Genomic DNA, 20,304 nt, shown 5'->3' with positions numbered 1-20,304 from the left:
CTACACATTGTCAATACGGCAGTCTCAAAGAATAACATAAAACCGATGTTCGAAAACGGGACGCCTTTATTTGAAAAGCGTTATCATAAGAATGAGATCTTCCAACAACATTTGCCATGCAAAATAAAGAACATATCGCCTTTTTAGGCCTAGGACTCATGGGACTACCCATGGCTACCCGTTTATTGCAAGCGGCTTATCCTGTCAGCGTCTGGAACCGTACGATTGCCAAAGCAAGCCCCCTTGCAGCAATCGGTGCACGTATCGCAGCGTCAGCAAGTTCAGCGGTACAAAGTGATCAATGGTCAGCAGATATCATCATTACCATGCTGGATTCGGGCCCCGTTGTCGAAGACGTCCTGATGCAGATCCTACCAGCGCTCAAAGCCGGTAGTATCGTGGTTGATATGAGTTCAACCAAGCAATCGGAGGCACAGAAATTTCATACCCTTCTCGAAAAGCAAGGGGTAGCCTTTGTCGATGCGCCGGTCTCCGGCGGGGTGATTGGTGCGCAAAGCGGTCAGTTGGCGATTATGGCTGGCGCGAATGAAGCCAGTTTTGCGGCAATCAGACAACTATTATCCGTCTTAGGTCATCCCACCCACGTCGGTGGTCCTGGAACAGGACAACTGGCAAAGCTCTGCAATCAGCTCATTGTTGGCGGCACGATTAATATCGTCGCTGAAGCACTGCTATTAGCACAAGCCGGCGGTGCCGATCCGTCCGCAGTCCGGCAGGCACTCCGTGGTGGATTTGCGGAAAGCCGGATCTTAGAGGTCCACGGTCAACGCATGTTAGACCGAACTTTTATCCCCGGAGGACAAGTCAAATCTCAAGCAAAGGATATGCGCAATATTCTTGACGCGGCACACCATGCGGGGCTTGAACTCCCACTTACCCAACAGGTTGCGGACGTCTTTGCAGAGCTACTGACCCACCAGCCATCTGCGGATCATTCTGCAGCACTGCTAGCGCTAGAGGCGAGAAACCCTGGACATCGTTTAGGACAAAAGGAAGATTTATTACCCTGATTATGCATGATGCCCCCTCATAGCAGACGCATTGCAGCCTCAATGCCTGCGAGGCAGAACAAGCGCTAGCATGTACAAAATCACCGTGCCAAAAAAGGTGCGGTTTTCAATCTCTTTTTTGTACAGCCCCTGCACTCGTCTAAAGCGTGACATCTGCTTGAATTCCGTCAGATAATGGATCGCATCAAAACATGTGGCAGGAGTATCTGGGTAACTAACAAGGAAGGCCTTTGCCTGGGTGCCGGCATTTTCAAGGCTACTGCGCGCTTCATTAAATTTTTGACGCGGCGACAAAAACATATCGCGATAACGCCGTGTTTTCGCACCAATCTGATTATTTTCGTGCTGCCGGTACAACATCGTCTGCTCCAGCACATGTCCCACTTGACCAAAAGAACTAGCAACAAGAATTAACCAATAGTCGTGCATAATCGCGCCAACTGGCACTGGTAATGCTTTTCGTATCAACGCTCGGTTGATCAGCATCGTACAACCCGGTGCGACGTTGGAAAGAAAAATATTTTTCGGGTAGCGATAACCATCGACTTTAACTTTTTGATACGCAAAAAAAGACGGATGAATCGTATTGAGCTGGCTATCCACCACACGTAAATCCGTAAAGACAAGTAGTGGATTCTCCTTGCCACTTCCAGCTTCCAACTCAAGCAACTTGGCCACTGATAAATCAATTTTATTTTCTAACCAGATATCATCTTGATCAGACAGCATCACATAATCTGCCGTCGTATTCTGAATAGCAAAATTAAAATTATTCATCACACCCCGCTTTTCATTGGATAAATACTTAATATTGGGATAAGTCTGCGATAAATTTTTGACGATCTCTGGTGTCCTGTCGGTCGACATGTTGTCTGAGACGATGATATTGCCGAGTACAAATCCCTCTCTACTAATTTTGCAAGAAAGGATCGACTGGAGCTGATCAGCGATGTATTTTTCCCCGTTATAAGCTGCAAGAGCAATATCAATCGTCGGCATAATGAATAAACTTTTCTGTAAATCAATAAGATGAGTTGGGCTGTATCCTGAAAATGACTGAAAATGATGTAGTTCAGTACACAGCAATATTTTTTTTCTTCAGCAGGATCACCATCGCTGCCGTAATGCCAATTTCAGTCAGGTACAAACTGACGATCAGGCCATAGGTATGGTATTGATAGGTCAGGTAAGTCGCATACAATGCATGCAGAGGGCCTGCAATCAAATAAATTTTACTCAAAATCACGCTCTGCCCTACTGCCTGAAAGCGCCATTGCGACAGGATCGTCGCTACCGCAATAACAACAGGCAGAAAAGCCAGCGAGCGTAAATAAAGCGCGGCAGGTGCGAACCCTGCACCGAGGTAATGCAACGCAATCATATCAGCGCCGAAAAACATCACCAGCCCACATACCAGCTCCATACTGATCAAGAATAAGCCCCCTTTTTTAATCACATGAGACAGCGCCGACTGATCGTTCTTTTCATGCAAAACCACCACCCGAGGAAAGAACACCGAGGCAATAGGTTGTATCAGCCCTTGTGCGGCAAGACGCAACTTATCCGTCGCATAAAAAAAAGCAGCCTGTTCAGGGCCCGCAAACATACCAATCAGAATACCGTTGACTGTCGTGTAAAAGCTGGTCGACATGTTCGACAGAAATACGGCCCACCCCTCGCTCAGCATATGTTTCATACGCATTAAGCTGACTGGCGAAAAACCAATAAAACGCTGCTGATATGCATAATAAAAAGAAAATAAGGCCGCGATCATCCCAGGAATATTTTGTAATGCTGCGGCAGTCACAACGTCAGACGATTGATGTACCCATAAAAAGAAAAAAGGTAAAGGCAATAATCGCGACAGACAAATAATCACGGCAAGTGCACGCATGCGTTCCAGTCCCTGAAACATCCACGTCGGAAACAGCGCATTGCCTAGCACACCGATAAAGCACGCCAGCAGTACATCAAGATGCTGAGTCAGTTGAGGAAAAATAACACACAACCCTGCAGAGATAATGCCAGACAGCAGCGCCAGCGCCAGTTTAACGGCAATCGTATTGACTACCACCGAGGATATATTCGGTTTGTCATCCCGATGAATTGCAATCAGGCGCGTAGCGGTAATCCCAAAACCATAATCAGTAACTAATACAAAATATTGTACGATGGCCTGAATAAAGCCAAAATTGCCATAGGTCTCATTCCCCAATACCCGCGTGAGATACGGCAAGGTCACGAGTGGCGCGAGATAAGTGACTCCTTGTACCAGCATCATGTATGCGATATTTTTTTTGATGCCTGTCATCTGATCTTTCACCGAGAGAGTACGGTCACAATAAGAAATTTTCTTAATTACTTCAATTCTTTGAGGGAAACACTACCCAGGGAGCATCGACCATCCATTGAAAGAGAGAAAAATGCGATCTATCGGCGGCATTCTACTCATCGCTACCTTCGCCGTCGGATAAAAATGGCATCACCTCCACCTGAGTAATTCTGTTCTGGTGCGGGTCGCTATTGTCGCAGAATGCAACAAATTTGAGTAGCTAATCGGGCCTTTCTGCTGACCAGCAACGCGTTGTCGTTGTTACTTTTCGACCGTTTCTGCACCTATTCCAGAACTTGCCTTAGCTCAACACTAGGGTCAATTTACTGTCAAAACGCTTGCACCGGAAACATTTAGGCGATAGCATCAGGTGCTGGGAGTTGACCATCATTAAAAAGTACGACCATGCTTTTTTTCAGTATCATGTTGGCAAAATGCACCTAAACACAGAATAACAATCAGAGACAAGGAAATTTATGGATAAGTTTTGGCTGAAATCCTACCCAGCAGATATGCCTGCGGAAATCGATGTCACGCAGTATCAGTCATTGGTGCAGTTGCTGGAGGAAGCATTCAAAAAATTTGCTGCACGGAATGCCTATGCCTGCATGGGTAAATTCATGACATATGGCGAACTTGACGCTATGTCACGTCAAGTTGCTGCTTGGCTGCAAAGCCGCGGTCTCAAGCAAGGCGCGCGCGTTGCCATCATGATGCCGAACGTATTGCAATATCCAGTTGTTATGGCAGCGATTCTGCGTGCGGGTTACAGCGTAGTGAATGTCAATCCACTCTATACACCCCGTGAATTAGAGCATCAACTCAAAGATTCCGGCGCAGAGGCTATTTTTATTCTAGAAAATTTTGCGACGACGCTGGAGCAAGTCATTGGAAAAGTTCATGTCAAGCATATCGTTGTTGCTAGCATGGGTGATTTACTGGGTGGACTCAAAGGTACGCTAGTGAACCTTGTGGTTCGCAAAGTCAAAAAAATGGTCCCTGACTTTACACTGCCGACAGCAATTCGTTTCAATAAAGTTGTCTCTGAAGGACGTCAATTAACGTTCAAACCCGTCGAGATCAACCATAGCGATGTCGCCTTCCTGCAATATACTGGCGGAACAACAGGCGTCTCCAAAGGTGCGACACTGACGCATAGAAACGTCGTTGCTAACGTCTTGCAGAATGACGCATGGCTGTCGCCGAGTATGTCTGGCCACGAAAACGAACCAAAGGTCATTGTCTGCGCCTTGCCGCTGTACCATATTTTTGCGCTCACCGTTTGTAGCTTACTCGGCACACGTATTGGCGCAATGAATTTGCTGATTCCAAATCCACGCGATATCCCGGGTTTTATTAAAGAACTGAGCAACTACAAGGTCAATATTTTCCCTGCTGTGAATACCTTGTACAACGGTTTATTAAACAATCCTGACTTTGCGAAGCTAGATTTCTCGGGCTACGAAATTTGCAGTGGTGGTGGCATGGCGGTACAAAAAGCTGTTGCGGATAAATGGCTCAAAGTGACGGGCTGCGCCATCGCAGAAGGTTACGGATTATCTGAAACTTCGCCCGTTGCCACAGCCAATCTTGCTAATACCAAAGAGTTCTCCGGCACCATCGGCATGCCAATTCCATCAACAGAAATTTTGATTCTGGATGATGACGGTAATCCTGTACCACTTGGTCATCCAGGAGAAATTGCCATTCGCGGCCCGCAAGTGATGGTCGGCTATTGGAACCGTCCTGATGAAACTGCGAAAGTAATGACGCCCGATGGTTTCTTTAAAACTGGCGACGTTGGCATCATGGATTTCCGCGGCTATACAACCATTGTCGATCGTAAAAAAGACATGATTCTGGTGTCGGGCTTTAACGTGTATCCAAACGAAATCGAAGGCGTCGTCGCTCTTCATCCTGGGGTTCTGGAATGTGCTTGTATAGGTGTACCAGATGCCAATTCCGGTGAAGCAGTAAAATTATTTGTGGTGCGTAAAGATCCAAACCTGACAGTGGATCAGCTTATGGATTATTGCAAAGAACAATTCACAGCCTACAAAAAACCAAAGTACATTGAATTCCGTATGGATTTGCCAAAAACCAATGTGGGAAAAATCTTGCGCCGTGAATTACGTGACGAGAAAAAAACTGCTTAATTAAATAACTCAGGCTCCCGCCTGAGCATGTTGGATTCTCCGTCTGTACGGAGAATCCAGAGCATCAAAATAGCTTCAACATCAAGCTTTCACTACGCCTGTTTTTCCATCTTCAACCACGAAACTCTGCAACGTCGTTATTCCAGAATCAGCTTTCAGCACATCATCCAGCGCCACAAAATGCGTCAACATTTTCTTCTCAGAAATTTCCATTAACATATAGCCACGCTTATCACTACGACCATACTTAATGTGTCGATTTCGCGCAAGAATTTGATCTGTACTTTCTTGCGGTCGTGAATTCGAGGTAATGGATGTCCCACAAAATTCAGTCGCAATCACCGGATTGCCAGCAGACGCTTTTTCATCAAAATTACGCTTCAGATTCGCTGCATAAAAAGTATGTACGTCGCCTGAAATTACCACAGGATTAGAAGGTTGATATTTTTGAATATCATCAAATAAACGTTGTCTTCCTGCAGGACAACCATCCCATCCGTCAGTCCAAAATTTGGCTTCTGGTGTATGAAAATCCGCACCGACATCGCACTGTGCCATGAGGGTTTGCTGCGTCAAAATATTCCATTTCGTCTGAGAGGTGGCAAGACCGCGTGACAGCCATTGCTCTTGTTCCGTTCCCAGTAAGGTACGAGTTGAGTCCCGTAAATCACTACACTCCGCACGACTAACAATACTGGAGCCCCCTTGCCCGGCTTTAACACAAGGTTGATAAGAACGATACTGCCTGTCATCAACGACATGGAAACGTGCCAGTCGTCCCCAGTCATAGCGATCGTAAATCCGCATATGTGCAAATTGTTCTGGGGTCGTGGTTACTTGTTGAAGCCGTACCGGCATATGTTCATAAAACGCTTGATAAGCGGCGGCCCGACGTTGAATAAAATGGGGATCGAGACGCTCATCGCGGTCGTTACCATAATCATTACTCACTTCGTGATCATCCCAGGTCACAATCCACGGTGCTGCGTGATGTGCTTCTTGTAAGAATGGATCAGTTTTATACTGCGCATATCTTGCTCGGTATTCATCCAGTGAAAAACTTTCGATATCACGACGACGTGGTCGCACAGGGTGCTTGTTGTCGTACGGTCCCCATTCGTAAATATAATCGCCCAGAAACGCGACCAGATCTGGGGCGGCTTGTGCAATATGATGATGCGCTGCGTACTCACCAAATTCCCAGTGCTGGCAAGAAGCCACAGCTAACTTCAGGCTACTGCCTTGCGTATCCAAGGCTGGTGCCGTGCGGGTACGACCGCGTGGACTCACTGCATCGCCCAACATAAATCGATACCAATACCAGCGATCGGGACGTAAGTCGGTCACATCAACATGAACACTATGCGCCAACTCAGGTAAGGCGAACGCTTCGCCTTTACTGACGATACGCTTAAATGCCTCATCCTCAGCCAACTCCCAACGGACTTTATAAGGCACAGGGGGCAACAACAGAGAATTTAACTGACCAGGTAATAAACGCGTCCACAACACCACGCTATCCTGACGCGGCGATCCCGATGCGACACCCAGAGTAAAAGGATAGGAGGGATTTCCGCCGGATATCTTATCGGCAGCATATGCTGGTAAAGCCTGCACCAGCGCCGCCAGCGAGCCTAATTGTAGACCGCGTTCCAAAAAATGACGACGTGACCACATCTCAGTTACCGGAAGCGATAACCTCTATCGGTGGGATCTGACGTGGTTTACGATCGTCACCAGTCGCTACATATGTCAGTGTTGCTTCGGTAACTTTCACGGTGGTCGCTTGTAAGCGATTACGCTCTGCGTACACTTCAACGGAAATCGTAATCGAGGTATTACCTACCTTCACCACTTCAGCATAAAATGACAGTAAGTCGCCAACAAACACCGGTTGTTTAAACAAGAATGAATTCACAGCAATCGTCGCGACACGACCATTTGCACGGCGTGCGGCAGGAATAGCACCCGCAATATCAACCTGCGCCATAATCCATCCACCAAACACATCACCATGCACATTGGCATCAGAAGGCATTGGCATCACACGCAAAGTGGGCATGTGAGGAGGGAGTGTGGTTTGTACTTGGTTTGACATTGTGATCTTTCTAAAACAATAAATAATCAATCTTTAGGAAACTGTTTAACATCGTTGGCGCGGGGATTAAATAAAAAAGCCAACAATAATCATTCCTGTATCTGTCCAGCAAAAAAGTAACCCGCAACAATCACGATAGGCAATGCACCGTTGGCGTGGCAAGAGGTTACAATCTACAGCTTAGCGCAAAAAAACTTGCGCATAATGCCAATGTAAAGCGACCAGCTATCACCAGTCAATACTGGCTGCTTTTGTGTTTTGTCCCTCGATGACACTGGCAAGACGACTATTGCTAGCGATTGCAGGGCTGAAATCATAAACCAAATCGACGAAAGACTCTCAGGATGCGTAATCACCGAGACAACACGACCAACAAGTTCGCTTCAGTAGCGTCTGCCACTTCACAACGCAGCGACTGGGCGACGATCAAAACGCTACTGCCCTATCTGTGGGCCTACAAGTTACGGGTATTGCTGGCTATCTCACTTCTCGTTGGCGCCAAACTCGCGCTTGTCGGTGTGCCACTGGTACTAAAGAAACTGGTCGACAACTTGACGGTCACCCCAAGCCATCCTTCCGCAATGGTGGTATTGCCAATAAGCCTCATCATCGCTTATGGCGCTTTAAGGCTATCAACGACGATATTTACCGAATTGCGAGAATTCATCTTTGCCAAAGTAACACAAAGAGCCGTACGAACAATTGCCCTGAAGGTATTTCGCCACTTACATTCGTTATCTTTACGTTTTCACTTAAACCGTCAGACTGGCGGTGTGACTCGTGATATTGAACGTGGTACGCGCGCTGTTTCATCGTTGGTGTCTTATGCTTTATTTAGCATTCTTCCAACGCTATTGGAAATCACGTTGGTGTTAATTTACCTGAGCACTCATTACGATAAATGGTTCAGTATTATTACCTTTGTTGCTCTCAGCACCTATATCGTATTCACCATTTCTGTCACTGAATGGCGTACCCATTTCAGACGGACGATGAATGAACTTGATTCTAAAGCCAGCAGCAAAGCGATCGATTCTTTACTCAATTACGAGACCGTCAAATATTTTAGTAACGAAGAATACGAAGCACAACGCTACGATCAGGGTCTCCAACATTACGAAACGGCAGCCGTCAAATCTCAAAGTAGCCTATCGTTATTAAACATGGGGCAGTCCAGCATTATTGCCACCGCCGTTACTTTAATTTTATGGCGTGCAACCCTTGGCGTCATCAATGGCACCATGACGATTGGTGATCTCGTTCTGGTCAATTCTTTTATGCTGCAATTGTATGTGCCACTCAATTTTCTTGGTGTGCTTTATCGTGAAATCAAGCAAAGTCTGGCGGATATGGAAAAACTGTTTTCTCTGCTCGACCAGAATCAAGAAATTGCTGATCCCATCGGTGCAAAATCGCTCGTCATCAAGCATCTTGAGGGGGGTGAGATTGTCTTTAACCATGTCGACTTTAGCTACGAAAGTAAACGGCAAATTTTGTTTGATGTTGACTTCACGATTGCCGCTGGAACCACAACGGCCGTGGTCGGTCATAGCGGATCAGGCAAGTCAACTTTATCCCGTTTGTTGTTCCGTTTTTATGACATCCAAGCGGGAACAATTAGCATCGACGGCCAGGATTTACGTCAGGTAAAACAGGCATCTGTAAGGGCGGCGATTGGTATCGTGCCGCAGGATACTGTCTTGTTTAACGACACCATCGAATACAACATTGGCTATGGCAAACCGGGAGCGAGTAAAGACGAAATTATTGCTGTCGCCAAAGCAGCGTACATTCATGATTTCATTGAGTCACTGCCAGACGGTTATCAATCCATGGTCGGCGAGCGCGGTCTGAAGTTATCTGGTGGTGAAAAACAACGCGTCGCCATTGCGCGTACTTTGCTTAAAAATCCAGCTATTATGATTTTTGATGAAGCAACGTCAGCGTTGGATTCACGCTCTGAGCAAATGATACAAGCGCAATTAAAAGAAATCGCCCGCAGCCGCACCAGCCTAGTCATCGCACACCGCCTCTCTACCATCGTCGATGCACATCAGATTCTGGTGATGGACAAAGGTAGAATTATCGAGCGTGGCACTCATCAGGAGTTACTCAATCTGCAAGGGTCCTATACGCAAATGTGGGAACGTCAGCAAAGTGGTGTCTCTGACATAAGCGACAACAGCGGTGCTGACAATATGACGGTTGATGTAGCGGGGGTATAAATGGAAACAAAGTGGTTAGAAGATTTTGTATCGCTGGCAGAAACCAAAAGTTTCAGTCGTTCAGCTGAGTTGCGTCATGTTACGCAACCAGCATTTTCGCGCCGGATTCAATCCTTAGAAGCCTGGCTAGGGAGTGATCTGATCGACCGCACTTCCTACCCAACGCGCTTAACCTATGCAGGTGAAGTTTTTTATGAACAAGCTATCGCCATGCTTGGTCAAATCAACAATGCCCGAGCGTTATTACGTGGAAAGCGAACCACCACCCAGACCACGATTGATTTTGCGGTTCCACACACGCTCTCTCTCACTTATGTTCCGCGCTGGATTACGGGTCTTGAATCAGCATTCGGTGAGATCAATAGTCGCCTATTAGCCTTGAACGTCCATGATGCTGTCATGACGCTAGTTGAAGGTGGTTGCGATTTAATGTTGTGCTATCACCATCCGCGCCAGCCCTTATTGCTTGACGCCAGCCAATACGACATGATCAGCATGGGCAATGAGGCATTACGTGCGTACACGCGCTGCGATAAACACGGTGATCCGGAATTTGTCTTGCCTGGAAACAGCGATCAGCCCTTACCATTTTTAGCCTATGCCAACAATGCCTATCTAGGCCGGATGGTTGATCTCATTTTGAACGATGCACGTACACCTTTGCACCTAGAAAAATGCTACGAGACCGACATGGCAGAAGGGTTAAAAATGATGGCATTAGAAGGTCGTGGCATCGCATTTTTACCTGAGTCCGCAGTGACCCGTGAACTCAAGCAAAAACAGTTGGCGCGGGCGGATGATGGCAGTGGCGCGTGGGAAGTCAACATGGAAATCAGGCTCTATCGCGAACGCCCATCATTACAGCGCCCCGGGAAAATGATTGTGTCGCGGCTGTGGGATTATCTGTCGCAACTACAAGCAACAGAAATTAAAAAACATCAAAAAAATCGATGGCCTCGACTTGAAACGACTGGTCCTTAAGTAACGATACAATCTTGAAATCTTTCTATAGCCTACAGTTCATCTCAAGGTTATGCATTTCACGCATAGATTAATGCAAACAAAGCATTGGCTGAATATTGGTAGAAAAGACTACTATGCCTCACCTTTTTAGTGCAGTTTTTAAATTAACGCACCAAAATAAGTCATTTATTTGTCTTTTTTGCCATTATTACCGGAGATACCATGTCCAGCCAACACCAGATCCCGTCCTATCTTACCCCGACAGAGACCGGTCCTTGGTCCGTTTACCTCGAGCAAATTGATCGCGTTACCCCTTATCTTGGCAACCTGTCACGTTGGGTTGAAACCCTCAAACGTCCGAAGCGTATTCTGGTTGTTGACGTGCCTATCGAGCGCGACGACGGTACGATTGCTCATTTTGAAGGCTATCGCGTTCAGCACAATACGTCACGCGGCCCTGGTAAAGGTGGCGTACGTTTCCATCAGGACGTAACACTCTCCGAAGTCATGGCCCTGTCCGCATGGATGACAATCAAAAACTCCGCAGTTAACGTCCCATACGGTGGCGCAAAAGGCGGTATCCGTGTTGATCCAAAAACGCTGTCAAAAGGTGAGTTGATGCGGATGACACGTCGCTATACATCTGAAATCGGCATCATCATCGGACCAGACAAAGATATCCCAGCACCTGACGTCAACACAAACGAACAAACAATGGCATGGATGATGGATACCTACTCCATGAACGAGGGGCGCACTGCCACTGGCGTTGTGACTGGTAAGCCTATCTCTCTCGGTGGTAGTCTGGGGCGTCGTGAAGCAACTGGCCGTGGCGTGTTTGTTGTAGGCTCCGAAGCAGCAGCAAAACGTGGCATGAGCGTTGCTGGTGCAAAAATTGCCGTGCAAGGTTTCGGTAACGTCGGTGGTATCGCAGCACGTTTATTTGCAGAAGCAGGTGCAAAGATTGTTGCAGTTCAGGATCACGGCGGCACGATTTTCCATTCCAACGGTCTGGATGTTCCCAAGTTATTGGAACACGTCGCAACAAAAGGCAGCGTTGCAGGTTTTGAAGGCATTGAAGCCGTCTTGCCTGACCACGAATTCTGGTCAGTCAATTGCGACATCATGATCCCTGCGGCGTTAGAGCAACAAATTACGACCAAGAACGCAGATCAGATTAAAGCGAAAATCATTCTGGAAGGTGCCAATGGTCCAACAACACCAGAAGCGGATGATATCTTGCGCGACAAAGGCGTGTTGGTTGTGCCTGACGTGATCGCCAATGCCGGTGGTGTGACAGTATCCTATTTTGAATGGGTGCAAGATTTCTCCAGCTACTTCTGGAGTGAAGATGAAATCAATCAACGTCTGACCCGTATCATGAAAGAAGCATTCAACTCGGTATGGCAAGTCACCGAAGATAAGAAAGTTTCATTGCGTACTGCGGCGTTCATTATTGGTTGCTCACGCGTCTTGCAAGCCCGCGAAGTACGCGGCCTCTATCCATAAACAACATCGTTGATGTTTAATCAGCGTAGTTAATATCTGAAATCGTCTTGGTCATCGTAACGCCCATCACCTAAGCTAACATCTCGTCACTGGTGGTTGGGCGTTTTTCCTTTTCTGAACGTTGAAAAACACCTTTTAAAATCGCGTCATTATCAAAAGTAATTGATCGTCATTTAGTTAAAAATAGAACAATAATTATTTAAAAAATAACTTCATATTTATAAAAACAAACGAAATTCCACAATCGCCACACAAAATTTTGCAAGACTCATCTATTTCCCTTGAACAACTGTGTTGTTTATCATTACCATCCAGAGCTAGCTTACTCGGAGGCATTATGAAAGTCATAGAAAATTGGTTGAAGATAGTTATTCCTTGCCTGATGGCAGTTGGAATTCCACTTTCATGCGCAGCCGATACCTTTAGCCATATTAAAGAGACGCAAACAATCACGATCGCTTACCGCGAGTCATCACTACCCTTCTCTTATTTAGCCGACGGAAAACCAGTAGGCTATTCCATGGATATCTGCCAAAAACTGGTCGAGAATATTAAAAAAGAACTCAAGTTGTCACAGCTAAAAGTGAACTATTTGCTAGTGACCTCAAGTAACCGCATTGATACTATCGTTGATGGCAAGGCAGATCTGGAGTGTGGCTCCACAACCAATAATGCTGAACGACGCAAACAAGTTAGTTTTACGATTACGCATTTCTTCGCTTCTACCCGTATGCTCGTCCGTGCCGATTCTGGTATCAAAAACTGGACAGACTTGAAGGATAAAAAAGTCGTCACCACCAAAGGTACAACAACCGTTAAGTTATTGCATGATCGCGACAAAGTGCGTGGTTTGAATTTACGCTTATTAGAAGGATCAGATCATAAAGAATCTTTCGTAATGATAGAAAACTTCCAGGCTGATGCGTTTAGTATGGACGACGTATTGTTATACGGCTTACGCGCCAATAACAAAGCACCAGACAAATTTGTGGTAGTTGGCGATGCGCTTTCAACTGAACCTTATGCGATCATGCTACGCAAGGATGATCCTGTATTTAAGGAATTTCTGGACCGTGAATTAGCACGTATGATGACTGAAGGCGACATCTCCAAACTGTATGAGAAATGGTTTAAGAAGCCAATACCGCCAAATAATGCTAACCTGAATATGCCAATGAGTTTTTTATTACGTGACAACCTCCGTTTCCCAAGTGATAAGGTGGCAGACTAATTGCTTAGGAAAAGTGGCAGACTTTCATTGAATTACCTTTTATTAATTTTTCTTCAAGGTAATAGCAATACGGCTCTAAGAATATTGTATGCCGCCAGTATATTTGAATGACAGCATTTCATTTAAATTATCAATGCAACTTCGGCATACTTTGATACACTTTGTTATGCGCATGTGGTCGTTTAATTTAGGAGATAGTATGAAATTATTAAAAGCCTTAGTCCTGATGGCAAGTGCAGGCCTGATGATGAATGCAGTACAAGCACAAGAAACAGGTACATTAAAAAAAATCAAAGAGAGCGGCACCATCGTTCTTGGCGTCCGTGATTCATCCATTCCTTTTTCTTATCTCGACGATAAGCAATCGTATCAGGGCTACTCCGTCGATCTCTGCATGAAGATTGTCACTTCGCTACAACGACAGTTAGGCTTGAGTACATTGAATGTGAAACTCAATCCAGTAACTTCTGCCACCCGCATTCCTTTAATGGCAAATGGCACAATCGATTTGGAATGTGGTTCAACAACCAATAATCTTGAACGTCAAAAACAGGTCACTTTTGCACCAACTACGTTTGTGACCGCAAACCGGATTTTGTCAAAAAAAGCGTCTCACATTAAGACACTCGCTGATCTCCGCGGTAAAGTCGTCGTCTCGACATCCGGTACATCAAACCTGAAACAGCTGACGACACTGAACGCAGATCAGAATCTGGGCATCAACATTTTGCCAGCCAAAGATCACGCAGAAGCATTCCTGATGGTTGAAACAGGCCGTGCAGCAGCATTTGTGATGGACGATATTTTGCTCGCTTCATTGGCGGCCAATTCAAAATCACCTGCAGAATATGAAATTAGCAAAGAAGCATTATCCGTAGAACCTTACGGCATTATGTTGCGCAAAGACGACCCAACTTTCAAAAAAGCGGTCGATACTGCTATTAGTAATGTGCTGACATCTGGCGATATTAATCGTATTTATAACAAGTGGTTCTTACAAGCAATTCCACCAAAAAATATTACGCTAGATATCCCAATGTCAGATCAGCTCAAAGCAGTGGTTGCCAAACCAACGGATTCTGGTGATCCATCTGCCTATGCAGCGGTACCAGAAGCACAAAAAGCGATTCTGAAAAAGAAAAAATAAGCGTTCCCTAGGGATAGCTTTAGTTTTCGGTCAATACGCACAATATTGTTCGTAAAAAAATGGGGGGGGTGAATTCACTTCCCCTTTTATTTGGTGCACACTCATGAAAGAGCAAGCATCAGGTATATGCAAAAAGAAGTTGGTTAAGGAGGGAACATGAATTACAACTGGAACTGGAAGATTTTCTGGGAGGATGCCCCCGATGGTGGCGGCACCTATTTTGATTCTCTGATCTCTGGTATGGAGTGGACGCTGGCAACGGCCGGTGCGGGATGGGTGATTGCCTTGGTATTAGGCGCGATCATCGGAACGATGAGAACAGCGCCGAACAAATGGATGGCTAAATCTGCCAATGCTTACGTCGAATTATTTCGCAATATCCCTTTACTCGTACAAATGTTTCTCTGGTATTTTGTCATGCCAGAGGTTGTTCCGACAGCGTTGGGGGATTGGCTTAAGTCCTTGCCTAACATGGCGTTTATCACGGCAGCGATGAGTCTAGGCTTTTTCACTTCTGCACGTGTTGCAGTCCAGGTCTCGGCGGGGATTAATGCACTACCACGTGGACAGTCAATGGCAGGTACAGCACTGGGATTAACCTTGCCGCAAACGTATCGCTATGTGCTATTGCCCATGGCGTTTCGGATTATTATTCCATCACTCACCAATGAGGTAGCGGCTATCATTAAAAATAGTTCTGTCGCCTCTAGTATTTTTGTGGTTGAACTCATGCAAAGTGCACGTTCTATGCAAGAATTTTCTGCCCAGGTATTTGAAGCATTTACAGCAGTGACGATTATTTATCTCTGCATCTCTGTCATCGCTATTCTGCTTTCCAATCTGCTTGAAAGAGCGACTGCCGTACCAGGTTTTATCACCTCTGGCTCAGCTAAAGTGAAAGGGAACTGATCATGTTAGGCTCTTTTGACTTTGATGTTATTCAACGTACCTGGCAACATCTGATTTTTGAAGGATTGCTATTTACCGTCAAACTGACCATGGTTGCAATGATAGGTGGGATTGTCCTAGGCACCCTACTGGCGCTAATGCGTTTATCTAGCAATCGTCTGATTTCAGTCATCGCAACCACTTACGTCAATCTGATCCGCTCAGTACCACTGCTGTTGGTCATTTTCTGGTTCTATTTCTTGGCGCCTTATATTGGTGCATGGATCATTGGTGCCAATGAACCTGTACAGGTGGGCGCATTCTCTTCATGCCTGATTACCTTCATCATGTTTGAAGCAGCTTATTACTGCGAGATCATGCGTTCTGGTATTCAATCCATCCCACGTGGACAAATATCAGCAGGCTATGCAATCGGAATGACCTATTGGCAAACCATGGCCAACGTCGTCTTGCCACAGGCCTTCAGAAATATGATTCCCATCTTACTGACGCAGACGATCGTTTTATTTCAGGACGTCTCGCTGGTCTCGGTGCTTGGTATCCCCGACTTTGTCGGCTCTGCGAACGCAATCGCTCACCGCGATGGTCGCTTGGTTGAAATGTATACCTTCGTTGCTGTCATCTATTTCATCTTATGTTTTAGTTTGTCTAGCTTAGTTAAAAAATTACAGCAAAAAGTCGCGATTATTCGCTAAGAGCAATGTCGACGATTACGCAAATACTCCTTTAAAGAATGTGGAGAGAACATGATTACATTAAATAACGTCAGCAAATGGTATGGTCAGTTTCAGGTATTAACTGACTGCAGTACGCAAGTATCTAAAGGTGAAGTCGTCGTCGTTTGCGGCCCTTCTGGTTCAGGAAAATCGACCCTGATCAAAACAGTCAACGGTTTAGAACCTTTCCAAAAGGGCGACATTATTGTTGATGGCGTGTCTGTCGGCGATCCTAAAACCAATTTATCTAAGCTCCGCGCACGTATTGGGATGGTTTTTCAGAACTTTGAATTGTTCCCGCATCTGACGATCCGCCAGAACCTAACGCTGGGACAAGTCAAAGTGTTAGGCCGCTCCGAGGACGAGGCCACCGAACGTGGATTAAAATATTTAGATCGCGTTGGGCTACTGAGCCAAAAAGATAAATTTCCAGGCCAACTCTCTGGTGGTCAGCAGCAACGCGTCGCCATCGCACGCGCACTCTCGATGGATCCGATTGCGATGCTGTTTGATGAACCAACCTCAGCGCTTGATCCAGAGATGATTAATGAAGTGCTGGACGTGATGGTTGGTCTGGCACAAGAAGGCATGACGATGATGGTCGTCACCCATGAAATGGGATTTGCGAAAAAGGTCGCCAACCGTATCGTATTTATGGATAAAGGCGTGATTGTTGAAGACTGTCCGAAAGATGACTTCTTTACCAATGCCCGCTCAGATCGCGCGCGCGACTTCCTAGCTAAAATCATCTCTCATTAATGAGGTAGGAAACCGCACCAACACACGTTTGGCGGCTTCTAGCTGCAATTTTGCTTGAAATTTTAAGTACCAATAGTAAATAAGAAACATACTCCCCAAGAGCGTTCACCTTTGACTCATTTTATGCGCATGAAATGTAGTGAGCGAATGAATACGCAAGGGGAGTATTTTTTTATCCTTTCAGTGGTACGCACAGAAAGGTAAAATGACGGCTACCAAGAATTTGATACCGAAAGCCATCATGTCTACATCATCCCTGCAATCACTCACGATCACTCGCCCAGACGACTGGCACTTACATTTACGCGACGGCGCAGCCTTGGCGAGCGTTTTGCCGCATACTGCAGCACAATTTGCCCGCGCGATCGTCATGCCGAATTTGAAACCACCTGTAACGACCACAGAACAAGCGGCAGCCTACCGCCAACGTATTCTGGCGGCGTTACCAGCAGGCATGAAGTTTGAACCATTGATGACTTTGTATCTGACGAATAACACACCACCAGACGAGATCCGTCGTGCGAAGGACAGTGGATTTATTCACGCAGTGAAACTCTATCCTGCTGGTGCCACCACTAACTCTGATGCGGGTGTGACTGATTTAAAAAACTGCTATAAAACACTGGAAGTCATGCAAGAAGTTGGCTTGCCATTCCTAGTTCATGGTGAAGTTACAGACCCTGAAATTGATCTGTTTGATCGTGAAGCGGTGTTTATTGATCGCGTCATGCAACCACTGCGTAAGGACATGCCAGAACTCAAAGTGGTATTTGAGCACATTACCACCAGCGATGCGGCAACCTATGTGGCAGAATCGTCTGGTCCGATTGCTGCAACGATTACGGCGCATCATTTATTGTATAACCGTAATGAAATTTTCAAAGGCGGTATCCGCCCGCATTATTACTGCCTCCCCGTCCTGAAACGTGAGACGCATCGTCAAGCCTTGGTCAAGGCAGCGATTTCGGATAGTAAGCGCTTCTTCCTAGGTACAGACTCAGCACCGCACGCTAAAGGTGCCAAAGAACAAGCGTGTGGTTGCGCAGGATGCTACACCGCCCTGCACGCCATGGAACTGTATGCGCAAGCGTTTGAGCAAGCCAATGCACTGGATAAATTAGAAGCCTTCTCCAGCTTCAACGGTCCGGATTTCTATCAGTTACCACGTAACACAGACAAAGTACAGTTGATCCGTGAAGACTGGACCATGCCAATAGAATTGCCATTCGCTGATGCGAGCATCGTGCCATTAAACAGTGGTGAGACATTACACTGGAAGCTGCAAGCAGTTTAAGTCGATGTCGATGCGTTTTTATGACCAGATAAACTGGTCTGCCCCTTGGTTTGACCTGGTTCGCCCGGCAGCGCAGCAATTGATTGCTGCGCCTGACTGGCGCGACAGACTAAATCAACTCGCCCAGGAACATCAGCTACAAAATCATCTCGGCATGCCTTTGCTGTTTATCCCACAAGAAGAGCTACCTGAGGGCGCTGCCTATGAAGCGCATATCAGCGCAACCGGAAAAGTGCCAACCAGAGAAAATCTGCATGATTTTTTTAATGCGCTGGTATGGTTAAATTTTCCGTTAATCAAGCGGCAACTCAATGCACTGCAAGCAGCACAAATCGCGGCCTTAGGAATTGGAAAATCGCGCGGTCCAGCACGCGACGCCGCAACCATCTTTGATGAAAATGCGGCCTTACTTGTTGTCGAAAACTCGGTAAAAGGCGACGAATTGATTGCAGCCTTGCGTCAACATGAATGGCAATCTGCATTCTTAACACAACGAGATAAGTTTAATCACTGCGCCAAGGTATGGAGCTTTGGGCACGCACTCATGGAAAAGTTGGTCAATCCTTATAAGGCGATTACAGCTCATACATGGGTAGTACGTGTTGAATCTGCACATTTCACAAGGTCACGTGACGAAGGTCTGAGAGAGATTGATGAGTCAGTGTCAGACATACTAAAGACACTCACGCTCACAACAGGAGACTACACGCCGTTACCAGTCCTCGGCATTCCTGGCTGGTGGTTAGATCAGGATGCCGACTTTTATGCAGACCGCGACGTCTTCAGGCCACCTAGACACAAAAAATAAGCGGATCATTACTGTCCGCTTATTTCTCTATTAGTCTGTTTTGCAAAAGCGGCCATCATCGACCACTGAGCGTATGGTTTATGCCTTAGCACTTGCCTGTAATAACTGGAACAACTGATCTTTCAGGTGAATCCGGACTTTTTTTAGTTCTTCTAGTGCCGCATCACTCAGATGTTCGACACCATTCTCGGCACGATTAACAGCCTTATCAGCAACACCATATTCTTCAAACAATTTTGAGAAATGCGCGTCATTTGATTTCAGTAAATGGATTTGCTCTTTGAATTCTGGAAAATCAACAGCTAATGGATGATGGTCAACTTGCATAATAACTCCTGAATAAATGAGGAAAATTCCTGCTAGTTCTATCGTATTCCTATCTACCAATCATAGCGTGATCCATATCAATATCACATCTTATTAGTCCAGATCTCTAACCATTTTTCAGATCGATCTAATTTACATAATAGCGACGCGACCTTTTCACGGTTAATACAGTGTATAGAAATGCTCCCAATAAAATGAAAATTCCAGACATATCGCGCCACTAACATACGAGGCGCACCAATAAAAAGCAAAACCCCTCACTAGGTAAGTAGAGAGGGGTTGCATGGGGGAGCTTGACGATAACCTACTTTCACACTGGTTGCAGCACTATCATTGGCGCAGAGTCGTTTCACGGTCCTGTTCGGGATGGGAAGGGGTGGTACCAACTCGCTATGGTCATCAGGCATAACTTGCTGATTTTTTGTGTTCGCGTTGTTCTGCAGGGCACATCAAATCGAATCTTTGTAGAGCGAGCGTAACCGCCAGCTAACTGAGTATTACATACACTGGTCATGTATGCTGTACTTGGTCTAAATGCTATTATGACGTCAGATTGATGAATCACAATACTGCATCAATGCTTAGTATTGTGAATCAGAATTCAATCTTCAACTCTTTGGTATGGCTTAACAAACTAATGTAGCCAAACAAAAAATAGCCGTTCATACCTTTTATAAAAGCAAAACCCCTCACTACGTAAGTAGAGAGGGGTTGCATGGGGGAGCCTGACGATAACCTACTTTCACACTGGTTGCAGCACTATCATTGGCGCAGAGTCGTTTCACGGTCCTGTTCGGGA

17 protein-coding genes and 1 rRNA gene are annotated in these 20,304 nt (G+C 46.0%); 12 read left to right on the top strand and 6 right to left on the bottom strand.

Annotated elements, in window-relative coordinates; translation table 11 throughout:
- Positions 1-116: 116 nt before the first annotated feature.
- Positions 117-1,031, top strand: coding sequence for an NAD(P)-dependent oxidoreductase (locus tag ACO0KV_RS15620; protein ID WP_423043661.1), 915 nt, complete (start codon positions 117-119; stop codon positions 1,029-1,031).
- Positions 1,032-1,070: 39 nt separating this feature from the next.
- Here the strand turns inward: ACO0KV_RS15620 and ACO0KV_RS15615 are convergent, their stop codons facing one another.
- Both ACO0KV_RS15615 and ACO0KV_RS15610 read right to left on the bottom strand, forming a co-directional pair.
- Entirely contained in the window at positions 1,071-2,030 is a 960-nt protein-coding gene (locus ACO0KV_RS15615; protein WP_423043660.1) for a glycosyltransferase family 2 protein, read from the bottom strand.
- Between the two features lie 73 nt (positions 2,031-2,103).
- Positions 2,104-3,342: a flippase gene (locus ACO0KV_RS15610; RefSeq protein WP_423043659.1), complete on the bottom strand. Its 1,239-nt coding sequence runs from the start codon at positions 3,340-3,342 to the stop codon at positions 2,104-2,106.
- Between the two features lie 497 nt (positions 3,343-3,839).
- Here ACO0KV_RS15610 and ACO0KV_RS15605 point away from each other — a divergent pair, with 497 nt between their 5' ends.
- Positions 3,840-5,519 carry a long-chain-fatty-acid--CoA ligase gene (locus ACO0KV_RS15605; RefSeq protein WP_423043658.1) on the top strand — a complete coding sequence of 560 codons (1,680 nt, stop codon included), beginning with the start codon at positions 3,840-3,842 and terminating at the stop codon, positions 5,517-5,519.
- Between the two features lie 81 nt (positions 5,520-5,600).
- Here ACO0KV_RS15605 and ACO0KV_RS15600 read toward each other — a convergent pair whose 3' ends face one another.
- Together ACO0KV_RS15600 and ACO0KV_RS15595 are read right to left on the bottom strand one after the other, a co-directional pair.
- Positions 5,601-7,196 carry an alkaline phosphatase D family protein gene (locus ACO0KV_RS15600; protein ID WP_423043656.1) on the bottom strand — a complete coding sequence of 532 codons (1,596 nt, stop codon included), beginning with the start codon at positions 7,194-7,196 and terminating at the stop codon, positions 5,601-5,603.
- A gap of 1 nt (position 7,197) precedes the next feature.
- Positions 7,198-7,617 carry an acyl-CoA thioesterase gene (locus ACO0KV_RS15595; RefSeq protein ID WP_423043655.1) on the bottom strand — a complete coding sequence of 140 codons (420 nt, stop codon included), beginning with the start codon at positions 7,615-7,617 and terminating at the stop codon, positions 7,198-7,200.
- Positions 7,618-7,961: 344 nt separating this feature from the next.
- Here ACO0KV_RS15595 and ACO0KV_RS15590 point away from each other — a divergent pair, with 344 nt between their 5' ends.
- The 10 genes from ACO0KV_RS15590 (at position 7,962) to ACO0KV_RS15545 (ending at position 19,178) form a co-directional block, all read left to right on the top strand.
- Complete coding sequence (locus ACO0KV_RS15590; protein WP_423043653.1) at positions 7,962-9,842, top strand: ABCB family ABC transporter ATP-binding protein/permease; 1,881 nt, start codon at positions 7,962-7,964, stop codon at positions 9,840-9,842.
- Positions 9,843-10,823 (top strand): LysR family transcriptional regulator, encoded by a 981-nt coding sequence (locus ACO0KV_RS15585; RefSeq protein ID WP_423043652.1) that lies wholly within the window; start codon positions 9,843-9,845, stop codon positions 10,821-10,823.
- A 204-nt stretch (positions 10,824-11,027) separates the two neighbouring features.
- Positions 11,028-12,314, top strand: a complete 1,287-nt coding sequence (locus ACO0KV_RS15580) for a Glu/Leu/Phe/Val family dehydrogenase (protein WP_423043651.1) — start codon at positions 11,028-11,030, stop codon at positions 12,312-12,314.
- 337 nt (positions 12,315-12,651) lie between these two features.
- Positions 12,652-13,545, top strand: a complete 894-nt coding sequence (locus ACO0KV_RS15575) for an amino acid ABC transporter substrate-binding protein (RefSeq protein ID WP_423043649.1) — start codon at positions 12,652-12,654, stop codon at positions 13,543-13,545.
- 199 nt (positions 13,546-13,744) lie between these two features.
- Positions 13,745-14,692 (top strand): amino acid ABC transporter substrate-binding protein, encoded by a 948-nt coding sequence (locus ACO0KV_RS15570; RefSeq protein WP_423043647.1) that lies wholly within the window; start codon positions 13,745-13,747, stop codon positions 14,690-14,692.
- A 156-nt stretch (positions 14,693-14,848) separates the two neighbouring features.
- Complete coding sequence (locus ACO0KV_RS15565) at positions 14,849-15,601, top strand: amino acid ABC transporter permease (RefSeq protein ID WP_423043645.1); 753 nt, start codon at positions 14,849-14,851, stop codon at positions 15,599-15,601.
- Between the two features lie 2 nt (positions 15,602-15,603).
- Entirely contained in the window at positions 15,604-16,296 is a 693-nt protein-coding gene (locus ACO0KV_RS15560; protein ID WP_423043643.1) for an amino acid ABC transporter permease, read from the top strand.
- 51 nt (positions 16,297-16,347) lie between these two features.
- Positions 16,348-17,076, top strand: coding sequence for an amino acid ABC transporter ATP-binding protein (locus tag ACO0KV_RS15555; protein WP_423043641.1), 729 nt, complete (start codon positions 16,348-16,350; stop codon positions 17,074-17,076).
- A gap of 241 nt (positions 17,077-17,317) precedes the next feature.
- Complete coding sequence (gene pyrC, locus ACO0KV_RS15550) at positions 17,318-18,370, top strand: dihydroorotase (RefSeq protein WP_423043639.1); 1,053 nt, start codon at positions 17,318-17,320, stop codon at positions 18,368-18,370.
- 4 nt (positions 18,371-18,374) lie between these two features.
- Positions 18,375-19,178 carry a DUF3025 domain-containing protein gene (locus ACO0KV_RS15545; RefSeq protein ID WP_423043637.1) on the top strand — a complete coding sequence of 268 codons (804 nt, stop codon included), beginning with the start codon at positions 18,375-18,377 and terminating at the stop codon, positions 19,176-19,178.
- A gap of 78 nt (positions 19,179-19,256) precedes the next feature.
- Here the strand turns inward: ACO0KV_RS15545 and ACO0KV_RS15540 are convergent, their stop codons facing one another.
- Together ACO0KV_RS15540 and rrf are read right to left on the bottom strand one after the other, a co-directional pair.
- Entirely contained in the window at positions 19,257-19,505 is a 249-nt protein-coding gene (locus ACO0KV_RS15540; RefSeq protein WP_423043635.1) for a YdcH family protein, read from the bottom strand.
- Between the two features lie 291 nt (positions 19,506-19,796).
- Positions 19,797-19,909, bottom strand: a 5S ribosomal RNA gene (gene rrf, locus ACO0KV_RS15535).
- Positions 19,910-20,304: the final 395 nt, after the last annotated feature.

This window comes from Undibacterium sp. RuRC25W (assembly GCF_049339825.1).
Taxonomy (GTDB): domain Bacteria; phylum Pseudomonadota; class Gammaproteobacteria; order Burkholderiales; family Burkholderiaceae_D; genus Undibacterium.
Note: the sequence above shows the minus strand (reverse complement) of the source record. Positions and strands in the feature narration are given on the sequence as shown.